12 protein-coding genes are annotated in these 18,305 nt (G+C 62.9%); all 12 read left to right on the top strand.

Features of this window, described 5'->3' with window-relative positions; all coding sequences use genetic code 11:
• Positions 1-4: 4 nt before the first annotated feature.
• Positions 5-2,443 (top strand): conjugal transfer protein TrbE, encoded by a 2,439-nt coding sequence (gene trbE, locus Y958_RS04895; protein ID WP_088871117.1) that lies wholly within the window; start codon positions 5-7, stop codon positions 2,441-2,443.
• The gene (trbJ, locus tag Y958_RS04900) at positions 2,440-3,198 is read left to right on the top strand and encodes a P-type conjugative transfer protein TrbJ (protein ID WP_088871118.1); all 759 of its coding nucleotides are present in this window, start codon (positions 2,440-2,442) and stop codon (positions 3,196-3,198) included. Before trbE ends, trbJ begins: the two co-directional genes overlap by 4 nt.
• A gap of 10 nt (positions 3,199-3,208) precedes the next feature.
• Positions 3,209-3,478 carry a putative entry exclusion protein TrbK-alt gene (gene trbK-alt / locus Y958_RS04905; RefSeq protein ID WP_088871119.1) on the top strand — a complete coding sequence of 90 codons (270 nt, stop codon included), beginning with the start codon at positions 3,209-3,211 and terminating at the stop codon, positions 3,476-3,478.
• Positions 3,479-3,480: 2 nt separating this feature from the next.
• Positions 3,481-4,806, top strand: a complete 1,326-nt coding sequence (trbL, locus tag Y958_RS04910; protein ID WP_088871120.1) for a P-type conjugative transfer protein TrbL — start codon at positions 3,481-3,483, stop codon at positions 4,804-4,806.
• Entirely contained in the window at positions 4,806-5,489 is a 684-nt protein-coding gene (gene trbF, locus Y958_RS04915) for a conjugal transfer protein TrbF (RefSeq protein ID WP_088871121.1), read from the top strand. Before trbL ends, trbF begins: the two co-directional genes overlap by 1 nt.
• On the top strand, positions 5,486-6,553 hold the full coding sequence (trbG, locus tag Y958_RS04920; protein WP_088871122.1) for a P-type conjugative transfer protein TrbG: 1,068 nt from the start codon (positions 5,486-5,488) through the stop codon (positions 6,551-6,553). The genes trbF and trbG overlap by 4 nt, the downstream gene beginning before the upstream one ends.
• Complete coding sequence (locus Y958_RS04925; protein ID WP_088871123.1) at positions 6,550-7,773, top strand: TraB/TrbI/VirB10 family type IV secretion system protein; 1,224 nt, start codon at positions 6,550-6,552, stop codon at positions 7,771-7,773. The genes trbG and Y958_RS04925 overlap by 4 nt, the downstream gene beginning before the upstream one ends.
• A 1-nt stretch (position 7,774) precedes the next feature.
• A complete protein-coding gene (locus tag Y958_RS04930; RefSeq protein ID WP_088871124.1) occupies positions 7,775-8,014 on the top strand; it encodes a DUF2274 domain-containing protein in 240 nt (79 codons plus the stop codon).
• 732 nt (positions 8,015-8,746) lie between these two features.
• Positions 8,747-11,002, top strand: coding sequence for a hypothetical protein (locus Y958_RS04935; protein ID WP_211098530.1), 2,256 nt, complete (start codon positions 8,747-8,749; stop codon positions 11,000-11,002).
• Positions 10,995-15,212: a DEAD/DEAH box helicase family protein gene (locus Y958_RS04940; protein WP_088871126.1), complete on the top strand. Its 4,218-nt coding sequence runs from the start codon at positions 10,995-10,997 to the stop codon at positions 15,210-15,212. The genes Y958_RS04935 and Y958_RS04940 overlap by 8 nt, the downstream gene beginning before the upstream one ends.
• A gap of 2 nt (positions 15,213-15,214) precedes the next feature.
• Positions 15,215-17,455: a hypothetical protein gene (locus Y958_RS04945; RefSeq protein WP_186291264.1), complete on the top strand. Its 2,241-nt coding sequence runs from the start codon at positions 15,215-15,217 to the stop codon at positions 17,453-17,455.
• The gene (locus Y958_RS04950) at positions 17,452-18,303 is read left to right on the top strand and encodes a phospholipase D-like domain-containing protein (RefSeq protein WP_088871127.1); all 852 of its coding nucleotides are present in this window, start codon (positions 17,452-17,454) and stop codon (positions 18,301-18,303) included. The genes Y958_RS04945 and Y958_RS04950 overlap by 4 nt, the downstream gene beginning before the upstream one ends.
• Positions 18,304-18,305: the final 2 nt, after the last annotated feature.

Below are 18,305 nucleotides of genomic sequence, written 5' to 3' on the forward strand. Positions count from 1 at the left end.
GGCCATGATGAACCTCGCCGAATATCGCAACCGCAATCGCCGGCTCGCCGATTTCCTGCCTTGGGCGGCCTTGGTCGGCACCGGCATCGTGCTCAACAAAGATGGCAGTTTCCAACGCACAGCGAGCTTCCGTGGTCCCGATCTGGATTCGGCCGTGCCCGCCGAACTGGTCGCCATCGCCGGTCGCCTCAACAATGCCTTCCGCCGTCTCGGGAGCGGTTGGGCGATCTTCGTCGAGGCGCAACGCCATGCAGCAGGCATCTATCCTGCGAACCGTTTCCCTGATGCCGCCTCAGCCTTGGTCGATGCCGAACGGAAAGCCGACTTCGAAGAAGCGGGGAGCCATTTCGAATCCAGCTACTTCCTGACCTTCGCCTATCTGCCACCGGCCGAGGATGCAGCGCGTGCCGAAACATGGCTCTACGAGGGGCGCGAGAAGACCGGCATCGATGCGCACGAAGTGATGGTCGGCTTTGCCGACCGCACCGACCGGCTGCTGCATCTCATCGAAGCCTTCATGCCGGAATGCCACTGGCTCGATGACGGCGAGACACTGACTTATCTGCACGGCTGCGTCTCCACGCATCGCCATCGCGTCCGCGTGCCCGAGACGCCGATGTATCTCGATGGGCTCTTGGCCGATCAGCCGCTCACCGGCGGGCTGGAACCGCGGCTGGGAGCGCAGCACCTGCGCGTCCTGACCATCACCGGTTTTCCGACCGCGACCACGCCGGGCCTGCTCGACGAGTTGAATCGGCTCGCCTTCCCGTATCGCTGGTCCACCCGCGCGATCCTGCTCGACAAGACCGACGCGACGAAGTTGCTCACCAAAATCCGCCGTCAGTGGTTCGCCAAGCGCAAGTCGATTGCCGCGATCCTGAAGGAGGTGATGACCAACGAGCAATCCATACTGTTGGACACGGATGCATCGAACAAGGCGGCTGACGCCGATCTCGCGCTCCAGGAACTCGGCGCCGACTATGCCGGCATCGCCTACGTCACCGCCACGGTGACGGTGTGGGACACCGATCCGCGCGCTGCCGACGAGAAGCTGCGGCTGGTCGAAAAGGTCATCCAGGGCCGCGACTTCACCGCGATGGTGGAGACCATCAACGCCGTGGACGCCTGGCTCGGCAGCCTGCCGGGCCATGTCTACGCCAACGTTCGCCAGCCGCCGATTTCCACACTCAATCTCGCCCACATGATCCCCCTCAGTGCCGTGTGGGCGGGGCCGGAACGGGACGAGCACTTCGGTGCCGCCCCCTTGCTCTTTGGCAAGACCGAGGGCTCGACCCCGTTCCGGTTTTCCCTTCACGTCGGCGATGTCGGCCATACCCTGGTGGTCGGCCCGACCGGCGCCGGCAAGTCGGTGCTGTTGGCGCTAATGGCTCTGCAGTTTCGCCGTTATGCCGGGGCTCAGGTCTTCGCCTTCGATTTTGGTGGTTCGATCCGCGCCGTCGCGCTCGGCATGCTTGGTGACTGGCACGATCTCGGCGGCGGTCTGACCGACGGATCGGAAGCCTCCGTCAGCCTCCAGCCGCTCGCCCGCATCGAAGAGACCGCAGAACGCGCTTGGGCCGGGGATTGGATCGTCGCCATCCTCATCCGGGAAGGCGTCGCTATCACGCCGGAGGTCAAAGAGCACATCTGGACGGCGCTGACCTCGCTCGCCTCGGCACCGATCGAGGAACGCACGATCACCGGCCTGTGCGTCCTGTTGCAGTCGAACGACCTGAAGCAGGCACTCCGGCCTTACTGCATCGGTGGGGCCTGGGGTCGGTTGCTCGATGCCGAGAGCGAGCATTTGGGCACGGCAACCGTTCAGGCGTTCGAAACCGAAGGGCTGATCGGCACAGAAGCCGCTCCGGCGGTGCTCGCTTATCTCTTCCACCGGATCGAAGACCGACTCGACGGATCTCCGACGCTCATCATCGTCGATGAAGGCTGGCTGGCGCTCAACGACGAGGGCTTCACCGGCCAGCTTCGCGAATGGCTGAAGACGCTCCGGAAGAAGAACGCCAGCGTCATCTTCGCCACGCAGTCACTCAGCGACATCGACGGCAGCGCCATCGCGCCCGCCATCATCGAGAGTTGCCAGACGCGGTTGCTGCTGCCGAACGAGCGGGCGATCGAGCCGCAGATCACCGCCATCTATCGCCGCTTCGGCCTCAACGACCGTCAAATCGAGATCATCGCGCGGGCCATGCCGAAGCGCGACTACTACTGCCAGTCCCGGCGCGGCAATCGGCTGTTCGAGCTGGGTCTGTCGGACGTGGCGCTGGCGCTCTGCGCCGCGTCCTCGAAGACCGATCAGGCGGCCATCGCGAAGATCGTCGCCGAACATGGCCGCGATGGCTTCCTCGACGCCTGGCTGCGCCATCGCGGCGCCGGCTGGGCCGCCGACCTCATTCCCGACCTCACCAATCTGGAGACACGCCCATGACCCTGCGCCGTCTGCGCGCGGCGCACTTCGCCGCTGCCTTGCTTTCCGCCTCTGCCGCCATCGCACCGGTGCTGCCGATGCCCGCGCACGCCATCATCGTCTTCGATCCCTCGAACTATGCGCAGAACGTCCTTCAGGCGGCCCGTGCGCTCCAGCAGATCACCAATCAGATCACCTCGCTGCAGAACGAAGCGCAGATGCTGATCAACCAGGCCCGCAATCTGGCGAGCCTGCCGTATTCGTCGCTCCAGCAGCTTCAACAGTCCGTGCAACGGACGCAGCTGCTTCTCGGCCAAGCGCAGAACATCGCCTTTGACGTTCAGCAGATCGACCGGGCCTTCCAGCAGAAGTACTCGACCGCTTCGATGTCGGCGTCGGACCTGCAGCTCGTCGCCGATGCCCGCTCGCGCTGGCAGAACACGGTCGGCGGCTTGCAGGACGCCATGCGCGTGCAGGCCGGCGTCGTCGGCAACATCGACACTAACCGCGCGCAGATGTCGACGCTGGTCGGCGCCAGCCAGTCGGCGACCGGCGCGCTCCAGGCGACGCAGGCCGGCAATCAGCTTCTCGCGCTCCAGGCGCAGCAGCTCGCGGACCTCACGGCTGTCGTTGCGGCGAACGGCCGGGCGCAGGCGCTCACCGATGCCGAGCGGGCGGCCGCGGCCGAGCAGGGTCGTGAACAGCGCCGCCGCTTCCTGACGCCGAGCACGGGCTATCAGCCCGGCTCGGCCAAGATGTTCTACGGCAGCAACTGAGGGCGCGGCGATGGACGGCAAGACCCTCGCACGCATCGGCGCCGTCGCCTTCGTCGCGGTGGCGATCACCGCCACGGTGATCGAACTGATGCGCACCGACGAGGTGACCGAGATCCGTACCCTCAGCCGTCCTCACGTCGGTGATCCCGAGCCGCTGCGCGCCACGCTCCGGCATTGTCGCGACATGGGCGAGGCCGCCAGCCGCGATGCGACCTGCCTCAAGGCATGGGCGGAGAACCGCGACCGGTTCCTCGGCACCACGTCACCGGAGGCGCATTGACCATGGGCGGCTCGGGCGTCATCGACCATTTCCTAGAGGTCTTCACCCGCTACATCGACAGCGGCTTCGGCCTGTTGCAGAGCGAGGTGGCCTTCATCGCCACGACGTTGATCGTCATCGACGTGACACTGGCCGCGCTGTTCTGGTCGTGGGGTGCCGACAACGACATCTTCGCGCGGCTGATCAAGAAGACCCTGTTCGTCGGGGTCTTCGCCTACATCATCGGCAACTGGAACAACCTCGCGCGCATCGTCTTCGAAAGTTTTGCGGGGCTCGGCCTGAAAGCGTCGGGCACGGGCTTCTCGGTCAGCGATCTCATGCGTCCCGGCAAGGTGGCGCAGACCGGTCTCGATGCCGGACGGCCACTGCTCGACTCCATCTCCGACCTGATGGGCTGGGTGTCGTTCTTCGAGAACTTCATTCAGATCGCCTGCCTGCTGTTCGCCTGGGCGCTGATCCTGCTCGCCTTCTTCATCCTCGCCGTCCAGCTCTTCGTCACCCTGATCGAGTTCAAGCTGACGACGCTCGCCGGTTTCGTGCTGATCCCCTTCGGCCTCTTCGGCAAATCCGCCTTCATGGCCGAACGGGTGCTCGGCAACGTGATCTCGTCCGGCATCAAGGTGATGGTGCTCGCCGTCATCATCGGCATCGGCTCGACCCTCTTCTCCGAGTTCACCGCCGGCTTCAACGGCGCGACGCCGACCATCGACGACGCCATGGCGATCGTGCTGGCGGCGCTGTCGCTGCTCGGTCTCGGCATCTTCGGTCCCGGTATCGCCAACGGCCTCGTCTCGGGAGGGCCCCAACTCGGCGCCGGCGCAGCGATCGGAACCGGGCTCGCCGTCGGCGGCATGGCGATGGCGGGTGCTGCGGCGGTCGGCGCTGTCGCCTCTGGTGGCGCGGCATTGGCAGGAGGCGCTGCCGCAGCAGCGCGCGGTGGGGCGGCACTCGCAGGCGGAGCATCGTCTGCCTACAGCCTCGGTGCGGCCGGACGCACTGGCGCGACAGGCGTCGCAGCGGGTCTCGGCAATGTCGCCGGCACCGGTGCTTCCAAACTCGGCTCGGCCATCGCCAGTCCATTCCGGCGCGCCGCTACGTCGATGAAGGAGAGCTTCGAGGCGGGTGGCCGATCGGTCGCCGGTGAAGGCGGCGCCTCCGATGCCGCCGCGTCCTCATCCGCAACCACCGACGGCGCGCCCGCTTGGGCCAAGCGCATGAAGCGTTCGCAAGCGATGTCGCACGGCGTTCAGGCCGCCGCCCACGCAGTCAAGTCCGGTGACAGCCATGGCGGCGGCTCGTCCGTCCATCTCTCCGAAAGCGACCACTGATGTTCAAACGACCCTCCACCCACTACGGCAAGTCTCCCGAACCCGAGACGCCCTATCAGCGCGCCGCGCAGGTCTGGGACGACCGTATCGGCTCGGTCCGCGTGCAGGCGAAGAACTGGCGCCTGATGGCCTTCGGATCATTGGCCTTGTCGGCGGGGTTCTCGGCGGCGTTGGTCTTGCAATCGCTGAGCGGCTCGGTCGTGCCGTGGGTGGTGCAGGTCGACAAACTCGGTCAGGCGCAGGCCGTCGCGCCGGCAACCGCCGATTATCGGCCAACCGATCCGCAGATCGCCTTCCATCTCGCGCGCTTCATCGAAGAGGTTCGCTCGATCCCGGCCGACGCGATCATCGTCCGTCAGAACTGGCTCAGGGCCTACGATTTCACCACGCAGGCCGGAGCATTGGCGCTGAACGACTACGCCCGCGCCAACGACCCCTTCACCAAGGTCGGCAAGATGCAGATCGCCGTCGACGTCTCGAGCGTCATCCGCGCGTCGCCCGACAGCTTCCGCGTCGCCTGGGTTCAGCGGACCTATCAGGACGGCTCGCTCGCCTCCACCGAGCGCTGGACCGCCATTCTGACCGTTGTGGTGCAGATGCCGCGTGACGCCGAAAAGCTCCGGGCCAACCCGCTCGGAATCTACGTCACCGCGATCAACTGGTCGAAGGAGCTGACCCAATGACGCCGACCTTCCGTGAAGCCGCCCCCGGACAAGCGGAACGTCCGGCTTTCCTCACCTGCAGTTCTCAGGCTTTCGGTAGATCCGCCTTGCCGCTTCTCTTGGCTTGCACGTCCGTGCTCGCGGGATGCGCCACGGCGCAGAAGCCGCCGGATATCTCCTATGACGATGCGATGCCTGCGGTTCAGACCGCCGATCCCCCGGCGCCGGTTCGGGTGGTGGAATTGCCGAAGCCGCTGCCGCTGCCCGGTCAACTGAAGCCAGTCGGCAAGGACGGCAAGGCGACGCCCGAGCTGCCGGACCCCGCCGCGCGGGTGAATGAGGCCAACGCCGCCGCGCGGATGCAGCCGGTCCGGAACGGCTTCATCAACGCCATCCAAGTCTATCCCTTCGTCGATGGCGCGCTCTATCAAGTCTACACCGCGCCCGGCCAGATCACCGACATCGCCTTGCAGCCCGGCGAAACGCTGGTGGGCGCCGGTCCAGTCGCCGCCGGCGACACGGTGCGCTGGATCATCGGCGACACCGAGAGCGGGACTGGCGCCGCCAAGCAGGTTCATATTCTCGTCAAGCCGACGCGACCCGAGCTGATGACCAATCTCGTCATCAACACCAATGCGCGCACCTACCACATGGAGCTGCGCTCGACCGAGAAGACCTATATGGCCTCGGTGTCCTGGCAGTATCCGCAGGATCAGCTCATCGCGCTGCGTCGGCAGAACGCCGAGGCTCAAGCTGTCCAGCCGGTGGCGACTGGCATCGATCTCACTCGCGTCAACTTCCGCTACGAGGTGACCGGCGATCGCGCGCCATGGCGGCCGCTCCGCGCCTTCGACGACGGCAAGCAGGTGTTCATAGAGTTCCCGCGCGGTATCGGCCAGGGCGAGATGCCGCCGCTCTTCGTCGTCGGTCCGGAGGGCGACACCTCGGAACTGGTGAACTATCGCGTCCGCGACAACTACATGATCGTCGACCGGCTGTTTGCCGCCGCCGAGCTACGCTTCGGCGCAGACAAGAACCAGAAGCGCGTTCGCATCTCCCGAACCGACGGGAGGCCGGCGTCGTGAGCGAGATCGACCCCGATCGTCAGAAGCCGGACGCGGAGGACGATGCCCGACCGCTGACCGGAGAGCCGGTCGCGCCGATGCGGCTGCGGCCCGAACCGCCGCGCGTGACGCGCCTCTCGCGAAAGGTGCTGATCCTCCTCGGCCTGCTCGCCGGCACCGGTATCGGCGGCACGTTGATCTACGCGCTTCAAACCCGGCACGGCGGCAAGACGAACGAGGAGCTCTATTCGACCGACAACCGGACGACGCCTGACGGCCTTGCCGCCTTGCCGAAGGACTATGCCGGTGTCCCAAAGCTCGGCCCGCCGCTGCCGGGCGACCTCGGCCGGCCGATCCTCAGCGCCCAGAATGCCGGCCAGCCGGTGCCGACACCGGGGATCGCGACGCCCAATCCGGGGATCAGCCAGGAAGAGCAGCGCCGCATTCAGGAGTTAGAAGCCGCGCGGACGGCCCGTCTCTTTGCTTCGACCGAGACGCGGCCAGCCAACACCGCTGCGCCGCAGCCGCAAGCTACGGTCTCGCCGCAGGCGGACCTTGCCAGCCTCGGGCTCGCGCCACCGCCCGCGACACCTTCCGCGCAGGACCGTCAGCTCGCATTCCTGAACCAGGCACCCGACAAGCGCACGGTCTCGCCAGATCGTATCGCCGCTCCCGCGTCGGCCAATGTGCTTCAGGCCGGGGCGGTGATCGCGGCGGCACTCATCACCGGTATCCGCTCCGATCTCCCCGGTCAGATCACCGCCCAGGTGACGGAGAACGTCTATGACAGCCGGACCGGGCGCATCCTGCTCGTGCCGCAGGGCACGCGGATCATCGGTCAGTACGACAATGGCGTCGGCTTCGGTCAGCGCCGCGTGTTGCTGGTATGGAACCGGCTGATCTTCCCCAATGGCCGCTCGATCGTGTTGGAGCGTCAGCCAGGTGCAGACGCCGAGGGCCATGCCGGACTCGAAGACGGCGTCGACTATCACTGGGGCGAGCTGTTCAAGGCCGCGGCGCTGTCGACGCTGCTCAGCGTCGGCGCTCAATCCGGCTCGTCGAGCAATGACAGCGACATCATCCGCGCGCTGCGCAACGGTGCCTCCGACAGCATCAACCAGACCGGCCAACAGATCGTGCAGCGCCAGCTCAACATCGCCCCGACGCTGACCATCCGGCCGGGTTTCCCCGTCCGCGTGATCGTCACCCGCGATCTCGTTCTTGAGTCCTACGGAGGCTGACATGGCAAAGCTGAAACTCGGTCCGATCGCCGACGACAAGCCGGTGAAGGTCACGCTGGAATTGCCGGCGAGCCTGCATCGCGACCTGACCGCTTATGCGGAAATCCTCAGCCGGGAGGCGGGGCAAGCCGCCTCCGATCCCGTCCGCCTGATCGTGCCCATGTTGGAGCGGTTCATGGCAACGGACCGGGGGTTCGCGAAGGCGCGGAGGGGGGCACGGGGCACTCCGATCACGGGGTGATGCGATCAAGGTATCGCGATAGGCGGGCATGCCGCGTGCGTGCAAGAATGCAGCGAGCTGTTCCCGTTGGAGGCGGGGCTTTTCTGATACAGTTCCTTGGATCCCTTGAGCTTTCATCCGAGGAAAAGTATCATAGGTTGTAGTGTTGCCAAAGGGGACAGGCTGCCGGGAGGCTGCTCGATAACTAGCAATAAGGAAGTATAAGACTTAGCCGTCGAGGGCATATACGAGAGGACCGAGGGGCGAACCAAGCAAGTGTCGAAGAAGCGGGGGCGCGGTCGGAACTGGGATCAGACTGACCAAATAGAACGCATTAACGAAAGCCGACGCCGCCAAGCCGAAAGGGTCCAAGCTCTTCTGGCAACGCGTCAGTCTGCTCAGGCATCTGCTCGGCTCTCAAGGCGAGGAATTTCGAGCGCGACCACGGTCCGCTTTGCATTGACGAGTGCCCCAGCCGATTGGGTGCCTTCAGATCGCGGGCGGCCGATAATCGACGCGATACTTGATTCGATTGAAGATGGGGCTGACCGCGCCATCATGGCCTGGCCGGCGAGACCTGGCGGTGGCTTTTCTGCAGCTGCGGTTGCTATACGAGAGGCGCGAACAAGCGGGCGGCTGGCATATGCCACCGTCGCCTTTTGGCCGTGGCGAAGCGGGGCGACGTGGGCGGCCCGCTCGATCCTTGTTCATCCAGGAGATGTTGCGCAGGCTGCGGCGCGGGCTGCTGATGAAATGCGCAAAGGTGCGGCATGGGCACAACCAGATCTCGCGCACGATTCCCTCTGTCTTCTGGAAATGCGGCTGCGTGATCTGACTACAATGGGCGTACCGTTGAACGAGCAAGCCGTTGCGACACGCTCGAACGTTATTGTGCGCAGTCCGACGTTGCTGGAATCAACTTCTGTATTTGCGCCAGTCGGAGGACCCCGCGGTCCAGCCTATGTCGCCGACGGGGAGCAGGTGCTCCGACGTGTCCGTGATTACACACACATTGGCGACAAGAACGCGGGCATAGAAGGACATATCGCTGCTGTTGGCGATCCGACCAAGACACCATTCGCCATCTTCGGCCTACCAGCTGCGACGAAGCTGGAGCCGCTCCTCCGTTGTCTCAAGTTTTCTCGCTTCGTCGCGAAATCACTGGATACCTTGATCGTTGACGTGACTCGGACCGGCCGATCCGAGCTTCCGGACGACTGGGAGGGGAGATTCATAACCGTCCTGCAGTCCCTCGAACACGTTCCTGGCCGGCGGCCTCCAGTCGTGGTTCTATCGGACGACGCTTTTACGCTGCGCAAGGCAGTTCGTGCCCTTCGAACAGTCAATGCAGGGCTGCGACCCTTGCGTCGAGCACCGCTCGAGGTCGGAGCCTATTTGCAAGAGCCGGGCCTTTTCGGCCTCGCGAGTGTCTTTCCGGTCGATGTTGCTCCCATCGCATTCGAGGCGGATATCAAGGATGCCGCCTTGGCAACCGTACGCAATGACCTACTGGCTCTCGGTCGAAATTTTCGTAATGTTGGCCAAGCAGTCGCCGCAGACGCGGTTTCGCGGGCGCTTGCGTTCGTGCGGAGGTCCGCCTCTTTGCCAGTCGGTGTCCGAGAAGCCCGCGAGATTGCCGATATTCTTCACGATGGTGACGATGAAGTCGACCTGTCGGTGCGGGCCTTGTTTCGGCCAAACATGGCGCTCGGTCCGCTTGCCGCCGCTGCTGATTTAGTGCCGGAGTTCGGTGATGAAGCCAGACGACTTATCCGCGAAATCAAGACGCGCGTGACAGCGTGGGATGAGGAAACGCCGATTTCGGCGAAGCTCGCGAGTATTCTTAAGGATAACGCCTGGAACAGCATAACGACGACACTGATCATTCCTGACCGCCGTACGGCGGACATCTACTTAAGTTCAGATCGCGCGTTGGGCGTTCGCTGTCAAATTCTCGATGTGCGTGGTCTGACGGAGCGGCTCACATCCAAGTTGCCCACCCGCATCGTTGTCGTCGGGACGACACCCGATGTTATTCGTGCTTTGCTGCCCGCGCCAGTCGCTCCGCAACGGGTTTTGCTCCTGGGCGATGCCGCTGGAATAGCGTTGCTTTTGGCCGAGATCGCACCGATCAGTCGGATTCCGGGGTTTGCAGCGATAGCCGAGCGCGCTTGTGCGATGTCGGCGGCGCTGCAGCACGGTGGTGCGAATGAGAGGTTGGATCTTGCCGAGGCCGAGTTTCGCGTTGCTGCCGCCATTCCTGAGGGCGAGATCGATTTCACGCGCTCCGGCGAAGCCTACAAAGGCGAGATACTGCATTTCACAACGGCCCGCGGACATCGTCTTGCTTATCGTCCAACAAGCGACGTCCTTGAGTATTCCCCGGGTGAAACAAGACCTTTCGAACGCACGCATGCGCGGGACATCAAACGGGGTGACCGCATTCTTGTGCTCGACGCATCGGTTCGCGAGCCCATTCGCCGCGCGATCGCAGGATCGAGGGAGAACCTAAAGCAACTTGGACTTTACCACAGCAGGATCGCGGCCATTAGGGCGGCTGCGGTCGGTACATCGGATCAAGAAAAAGCACGTCACGTGCTTGCTGCTATGCACACCTTTGACCCGGCCATTGGGTCTCACGAACTTCAGAACGTCGTTCGCTGGCTGACAGCCGACAAGGCTTCGGGCGAAGCCGATGGTAGCAGACAGCCCCGCGCAGCACGCGATTGGCCACGTTTTCGCACGTTCATGCAGGCTGTCGGCGTCGATACCCATTCTGCCGATATGTATTGGCGAGCGGCGATTGTTCCGGCGCGATCTTATAGAGTGCACGAAGGGTATCTCTTCAATCAGCGCGTTGTTCAATTCATTCTCGATCCCGAGGGGACTTCCGCGGGAGCTGCAGCGTGGAAGGCGATGCCGGGCTTGTGGCAGCTCGTGCTCGATGCGCTGGACGAGGTTGCGGAGATAGGTGTGACTACTGGCGGAGGGGAGAACGTCCATGGTTGAACCGCGTGCGCTCGACGGGATGCGATGGGATGACCGCCAGCAATTGAAAGAAGCGGTTTGCGATGCCGTGTTGGAGCGAACGAGGCGTGTTGTTTCTGGCGAGGGCGTACATGGAGCCGCCATTCTTGGCGAAAAGCCGTCTCGTGTTCTGTCCAGCGGGTTCATTCTTCCGCGGCTGAATGAAGACGGAGATGACGAGTCAAGCGACATCAAGATACCGGCACACGGAATGGATTTGCGCGTGCGGCCCTGCGGTGGAGTATTGCGCGTTCTGCCAAATTTGGCCGTCTACGTTCGAGCGCTTCCGACTGCGGCAGAGCTGTTCGCGCGCGAGGGGAGGTTGATTCCGCGCGCGGATTTCAACGATGCCGCACGTCAGCATGCCAAGGATCAGATCAATCGGCGAGCGGCCGCAGAAATTCCCCGCGGGACACCCTCAGGAGAGCGCGCTGTGCGCCGCGCCGCAATCTCGCGCGAGATATACATCGCCATGGGCGTCGGGGTGCCGCCCGCCGCCCGTCTTCCGGGCGGAGACGAACGCGATGATACGGCGATCGAAGAGGGAATGCCGCCGTCAAAGGTGCTTAGTGGGCGGCTTCGCATACCCGACGGGCTGTCGCGGCGATACGACATTCCTCAGAAATGGATCCGTCTGCGCGTGGACGCGCCGGCACTCACGTTTCCGCTGCCATGTGATCCTGAGGAGTGGCAGCGGCTGACTGCTGGATACAAGACGCAGCTGCTGACTTCGATCCGCGCGGCGTATTTGGATTGGATCGCCTCGCCGGTGGGCCAAAGTGAAGCATGGCGAAAGCTTCACCCTCCCTCGGAGGCATTCTGGGATCCTGAGTCTTGGGACCGATTTCTCGCAACTGCTCGTGCGGCGACACCGAGTACGTCCGATCTAGTCCCGAATTTTGATGTGCAAATTCTTGTTCAACCGCTACGCGACCCACTCGAACAGGGGAGTTTTTCGGTTCGCATCGCGCTCGAGAATTTGCGTGAGGGCGACTCAGCGATGGAGTGCGGCCTCTTCAATGCCAGTCTGACGGTCGAGCTGCCGAATGACGCGCTCGGCCCGATGCGCTTGGAGCGTGTGAGGCGCAGCTATCATTTGGCCGGCTTCATGACGATGCCAGCCATCGGCGTGAACGGCGGTGTATCTGATCTCGGAATGCACGAGGGCGCCCGGTCACTGAGAACGACATGGATGCCGCGCTATGTGCTGCCGCGCGCACAAGCTACCGAGGTCGCGGCCGTTCCCACGTCTTATGGACAATTGGGGCTAGAGACGACTGAGTTGAGCGATCTCGCTGCATTGCCGCAGGCGCTGCGAGATTGGATCGACCTGGTCGCACGCGAGACACAGCTTTCCGTTGCTGGCGAAGAGGGTACCGCCGAGGACGAAGCGGCGCAGCAGACGAGATTCCAGGACGATCTGCAATCATGGCGAAACGAAGCGGCCAGAATAAGCGCGGGTGTGGCTCTATTGGCGGAGGCTCAGGAAGCATGGCGCCATGACCGAAACGCCGCCGCGGGTGTTCCTTATCGCGCTTGGTTGCTTCTTAACAGGACGTTCGCAGCCGCATCGCCGCCGCGCGAGGGCGAGCCGCCACCCGGTTGGAGACTCTTTCAGCTCGCATTTGTCTTGGCACATGTTCCAACTTTCGCGTCGCGACTGCCCGAGTACGCGGGTCACTTCAATGCTGTGTTCGACGAAGATGCGGCGAGCCTGCTCTACATGGCGACAGGCGGCGGCAAGACTGAGGCGTTCTTCGGCACGCTGGTCTTTGCGTTGTTCCTCGACAGGATGAGAGGGAAGCACCGCGGCGTCACAGCTATGATGCACTACCCGCTGCGGCTGCTGACGGTGCAACAAGCGCAGAGGCTCGCACGTCTCCTGGCTCGGGCGGAGATGGTGCGCCGAGCCGAGCACATAGACGGAAGTGCTTTCGAGATCGGCTTTTGGGTGGGAGGCACCAACACGCCCAACTCAACGGAGAAGCGTCCTGGCGAAATCGCCGACGCGCTTCGTTGTGTGCCTGTGTCGACCGACGCGCGCGCGAGAGACGAAGACGCGTTGATGGCGAGCCAGGAGCGGATCGACCGCGAGTATGTCGCGGCCAAGACCGCTTGGAACAAGCTCCCGGTTTGTCCCTTCTGCGGGTCAGACCGAGGAACGGGCCTGCGCCTCTTTCCGGAAAGGCATCACCAGCTCGGAATCGTCTGTCTGCACGGTTCTTGCGATTGGAACCGGAGTCATCGAACCGACGGGCTCGAACCTCTGCCATTCTTGATTGCCGACACCGACATTTATCGGCGCGCGCCCGCTGTGCTGTTGGGCACAATCGACAAGCTGGCGCTTCTTGGCCAGAGCACCACGACAGTCGATCGGATCGCGGGAATGTTTGGGCTTGCGCGGTGGATCGAGAACGCCGGCGGCGGCTTGCTGCATATGCCCAGCGGGACGGCCACCAGCGCTGCCCCACCGCCGGGCCATCAGCGTGTGGCCCCAGCATATCCTGATGGAGTAGAGGTTTTCTTCGACCCGTTCCCGAGCTTAATTGTCCAGGACGAGATGCATCTCCTGGAAGAGAGTCTGGGAACCTTTGGCGGTATTTTCGAAACCGGCTTATTTGCCTGGCTTTCGCGATTGTCGCAGCTACTCGGCCAGCGGGTGTGTCGGGTTCCCGGTGCTCCTGATCGCCCACGGCTGCCGCACGTCATTGGTGCGACTGCGACCGCGGCGGATGCCGCCAAACATACCCGTGCGCTCTATCAAAGACGGGTCATACAATTCCCGCATCCCGGACCAAGTCTTCACGGTGGCTTCTACACGCGAATAGCAAGTTTCCAGCCAGGCGGCGCTGCGGCGACAGAACGTCAAGCGGCGCTTGGCACACCTCGCGGCAGGGAGGCGGCTGCTCCGTGGGGTCGAGTGTATGCGAGCTTGATGACCAACGGGCGTCTACACACGGTTACGACATTGTCGGTGCTCGCTGCGCACGCAGCCACCGTCACGCGATGGGAACGGGACTTGGCGTCTTCTGATGCGGCGCGCCAGGCGCGGGCTGCTACAGAAATCGAAGAATGCGTGTCGGATGCGAGATGGTTTGATACGCGCCGCGCCGCCGTGCGGACGGCAGCGAGGGAGGGAAGGTTCGACAGGCTGGCGGCCTTGGTCGATCTACACCGGATTGAGCTCACATATGTGACGAACAAGAAGGGTGGCGACCAGATCCTCTCAGCGTTGGAGACGGAAGTACGCGAAGCGCATGCGGCCATGGGACCGGAATATGCGTTGTCCTCGTTCACAATGGAGCTGATCTCGGGTGGCGTCGATATTGGCGGCATCCAGTCGGTAATCCGTGCGGCAGAGCGGCCTTTCGATCCCATGCATGATGACATCGGCACCGCTTTGCGAGGCATCGTCGCGACCTCTGCGATCTCGCACGGTGTGGACGTCGAGTCCTTCAATGCAATGGCGTTTGCCGGAATGCCGTCCGATATCGCCGAGTATATCCAAGCCTCCTCGCGAGTTGGGCGTACGCACGTGGGATTTTCATTGCTCATCCCGACGCCGCAGACGCGGAGGGATAGATTTGTGGTCGAAGTCCACGAGTCATTTCATCGCCTGCTGGAGCGAATGATTGCGCCTCCAGCGGTGGAGCGATGGGCAGATCGCGCCATCAGCCGAACGATACCGTCGCTTGTGCAGATGTGGCTCGCGGGGGTGCGGCATCAGGAACGTTTTCTTGCCGCGGCGCTGGAGCACAAAGCGCAGATCACTCTGCCAACGACCGTCGAGCAGGTCGAACGACTTCTCCGAGACGCGAGGGCTTTCGACGATTGTGTCGCATTTGTCGTTGAGGCGGTAGGCATCGGCGCAACCACCGGAGCGCCGACCAATCCGATCTACTACAGCGACCTTGTGCGAGCTGCGGCGGCACGGATTCAAGCGGTCATTGCCAGCGGCGACTTCACAGGGCGGCTCAACGATTTTTGGAGCAATCCGCTGAGCGGACTGCAGCGACCGATGACGAGCCTACGAGATGTCGACGCCGCAGGCCGCATCCGCGCGTCGCAACGGACGCAACGCAACCAGCCGCTTTCCTGGGAGGAGGTCGGCGAGGCCATGGCGATGGTGCGCAACCGCGGTGTCTCACGCGGTCGCCGAACTGCGTCGAGCGAATTGGACGGAGAAGCCTGACGATGACCAACCCTCCAACGATGCAGCGTTCGCGTGGCCAGCTTGCCACCAGCTACGCCCCGCATAGCCTCTTTACGTTTGAAGGAGGCTCGGGCGCCTGCATGGCACTGTCTGCATCGGGCAATCGGACTGCCGAACTCCGACCGATTACACTGCGCATGATCGGCGAACAGATCCAAGAATATTTCGAGGCTTGGGCGGACCGTGCCATGCGCGGACTAAATCTTCGCCATCCTGTCCCGCCTTCGCTCGCGGTAGACAATCGCGTCCTGAGCGATCAAGCGGTCCGCGTCCGGCTCGGCGATCTCGTCTTTCAAATTCCAGATCTCGTTGGGTATGTGCCGTTCCCGTTGGCGTTTACCTGTACGCGCTGCGGGCTGCACCGTGAGGCCCGTCGGCTGGACAGGGTCGCAGAGGAAGCCGCGCGGTTCCGTCAGGCCTGTCCAACTGGTGCGGGAGGATGCGCCGACGATTGGCAACAGATCGACGTTGTCCTCACCCACTGGTCTGGCGAGATCGAGGCGATAAGCCCAAGCTATCGGTATTGGGACTCTGTAAACCGAGAGGTGCGAGACATCGCGCGATGTGGTTCGTGCGAGTCCGATCGGTTCTATCTGCGACGACCTCCAGGCCCCCTCGCAGGATGGCATTTCGAGTGCGTCGCTTGTCACACGGTGCGTCCGATCCTCCAGCGAGATCTGCGAACGTTAGAGAGTCTCGGTCCGCTCCTTGATCAGAACCAGGCGCTGATCGCCGAAATCAACATGGAGCCAGTCTCCTATCGCGCGTCGGCGGCCTACTATCCGCATGGCGACCGACTTCTGGTCTTCGACCAAGACATGTATGCCTCGCTGCTTGGCGCTACTCAGATCAACCAGCTCGAAAGCTTTATTGCCACCACCTATGGCTATCCGCCAACCCATCTAGCTGACGCGGAAAAGGCCGCGCTATTACAAGCAGCCGGCCGGGGGGCGGAGTGGGAGAATTACGTTCACATGCGGGCGTTGGTCGAAATGCTCGAGGCAGGAGGCACAACGCCACGCGAAATGATCGACGCATCGCGATCGGCGTTGACCCGCCAAGACGAAGACTGGAACGCTTCAGTGTTCGCAGGCCGCCAGCAAGCAACACCTGGGATCGCGACTGCGTGCCGAGAGCGCCAACGCTTTGTACGGCGCTTCGATCCTATTCGTATGGCCGTTGAGCATGAAACGCTATTGCAAGAGAAGCTGCGTGGGGGGCAGCTCAATGACGGCAAGGAAGTCTCCGTCGATGTGACGATTCTTGACCCGTTCCTAATCCCTGACGGGTTGTCTGAACGCGAAGTCGATCGGTTGAGAACGGAAGTGCGGCGCCGGAGAGACCTCCTTGGCATTTCGGAAATGCGCCTGATCCGGGATGTCCGAATTTGCGAATATACATTTGCCTATACGAGAACATCGTCCTCGCCCACGGTCAAGCGCGACAAGGCGGGTGATGCGGAGATGCCTGTGCGGCTGCGATTGTTCGACCGCGTGGAAGTCGGCGAGGCCGCCTGCCATCCGGTCCTTTGTTTGTTACAGTCGAACGAAGGCTTCTATGTGCGGCTAGACGAAGACACCGTGCGGGAATGGCTCGCGGAAAACGGAGTTGCTGTCGCGCCCGCGGTTCCGGGCGTTCGACTTGGTGGAAGCCTTATAGAAGAGTTTTCCGCGATCGAGAACGATCCGAACTCCCGGTTTTCACGCTTTCTCGATGAATATCGGCGCGAAAGAACAGTGCCGCGCCAGGCTTATCCATTCGTCTACACGCTCTTGCACACGATGGCGCACCATCTCATTGGAGTTTCCGCTTCTATGTCGGGCCTCGATCTCGGCTCGTTCGGCGAGCACCTGTTTGTTCCGGATTTGGCATTTCTGGTTTACCGCCGTGGCATGACCATGGATTTAGGCAACCTGTCGTCCATGTGGCGCGACCGCGGGGACCCAGCATTTGGCAATGAAGTCCTCGACCGCATGGTCAATCCGGCCAGTCTTCGATGCGGCTCCGAAAGCGTGTGCAACCACCGTGGAGGAGCGTGTCCTGACTGCGTGCTCATCCCGGAAAGTGCTTGCCTAACGCGGAACGAGCTGTTGTCGCGGTCAGTGCTCATCGGACGCGGAGCACCCCGTTGGGACGTGGTGGGGGCGGAATTGAGCGGATACTACACCGTTGCGGAACGTCGCGCGGAGCATCCGGTACGCGCGGATGTGGAGAGGCCATGACTGCGACCGCCGCAATTGGTGTTGACTTGGCTCGCTCTCTGGTGCTCGGGCTCGGTGCGGATTGTCCTACCGCAGCAGCGCTCGCGCGCGCGATGGAGGACCGACAAGGCAACGTAGTCGATGTCTATAGCCTTGCTAATTGGCCAACTGGCTCGATCCTGCGGGTCACTTCTGATTTTGTTACCCGCGGTTGGTTGAGCCGCTTGGAAGCCGGTTGGTTGGTGGGACCGAGACAGATGCCATCAGGCCTCGCGTCATTCCTTGATGGCGCAGCCGCGATGCGGGCAATCATGCCGGATGGGGGCATGGCGACCGCTGTAGTGACGATGCCGCCGTCACCGAGTGTTATCTGGTCGGTGTTGCCCGCGACGGGATTGGCATATGCCGCGCTGCTACCAACCAACGACGCGTTTGAAAAGTTGGCTGATGCTGCGGCGAACAGTTTTACAATTATGACACCATTCTTGAACAACGAAGGGCTAGTCATCGCACTTGATTTATTTCGCCGGACACACGCGCATCGACGACGCCTCATCATTCGAAGAGCGGGATCGGCTCGTGCTGCCGTCGATCACCACTGGGCTGACCTTCGTCAGCTGGATGTCGAGGTTTTGAACTACACGTTGCCAGTCGAGGGGGGGTACGAGACTTTTCACGCAAAGATCCTGCTGGCGGACCAAGATCTCGCCTATGTTGGAAGTGCTAACATGACCGCATTTTCTCGACATTCGATGGAGCTCGGAATCCTTACAGACGGTCGCGCGGCGCGTGTCGTCGCTAGTATCGTTAGGGGCGTTGAGCGCATTGCTGTGCCGCTTCGGGCGCCGTCCTTAATCCGATATATCTAGGA

Source organism: Nitrospirillum viridazoti CBAmc (assembly GCF_000730165.1).
Classification (GTDB): Bacteria; Pseudomonadota; Alphaproteobacteria; order Azospirillales; family Azospirillaceae; genus Nitrospirillum; species Nitrospirillum viridazoti.

What these genes read in the sequence shown, in the direction of transcription:
- trbE (WP_088871117.1), top strand. Translation starts at nt 5, where the DNA reads ATGATGAACCTCGCCGAATATCGCAACCGCAATCGCCGGCTCGCCGAT.
- Y958_RS04940 (WP_088871126.1), top strand. Translation starts at nt 10,995, where the DNA reads ATGGTTGAACCGCGTGCGCTCGACGGGATGCGATGGGATGACCGCCAG.
- trbF (WP_088871121.1), top strand. Translation starts at nt 4,806, where the DNA reads ATGTTCAAACGACCCTCCACCCACTACGGCAAGTCTCCCGAACCCGAG.
- Y958_RS04935 (WP_211098530.1), top strand. Translation starts at nt 8,747, where the DNA reads ATGCGCAAAGGTGCGGCATGGGCACAACCAGATCTCGCGCACGATTCC.
- Y958_RS04945 (WP_186291264.1), top strand. Translation starts at nt 15,215, where the DNA reads ATGACCAACCCTCCAACGATGCAGCGTTCGCGTGGCCAGCTTGCCACC.
- trbG (WP_088871122.1), top strand. Translation starts at nt 5,486, where the DNA reads ATGACGCCGACCTTCCGTGAAGCCGCCCCCGGACAAGCGGAACGTCCG.
- trbK-alt (WP_088871119.1), top strand. Translation starts at nt 3,209, where the DNA reads ATGGACGGCAAGACCCTCGCACGCATCGGCGCCGTCGCCTTCGTCGCG.
- Y958_RS04930 (WP_088871124.1), top strand. Translation starts at nt 7,775, where the DNA reads ATGGCAAAGCTGAAACTCGGTCCGATCGCCGACGACAAGCCGGTGAAG.
- trbJ (WP_088871118.1), top strand. Translation starts at nt 2,440, where the DNA reads ATGACCCTGCGCCGTCTGCGCGCGGCGCACTTCGCCGCTGCCTTGCTT.
- trbL (WP_088871120.1), top strand. Translation starts at nt 3,481, where the DNA reads ATGGGCGGCTCGGGCGTCATCGACCATTTCCTAGAGGTCTTCACCCGC.
- Y958_RS04950 (WP_088871127.1), top strand. Translation starts at nt 17,452, where the DNA reads ATGACTGCGACCGCCGCAATTGGTGTTGACTTGGCTCGCTCTCTGGTG.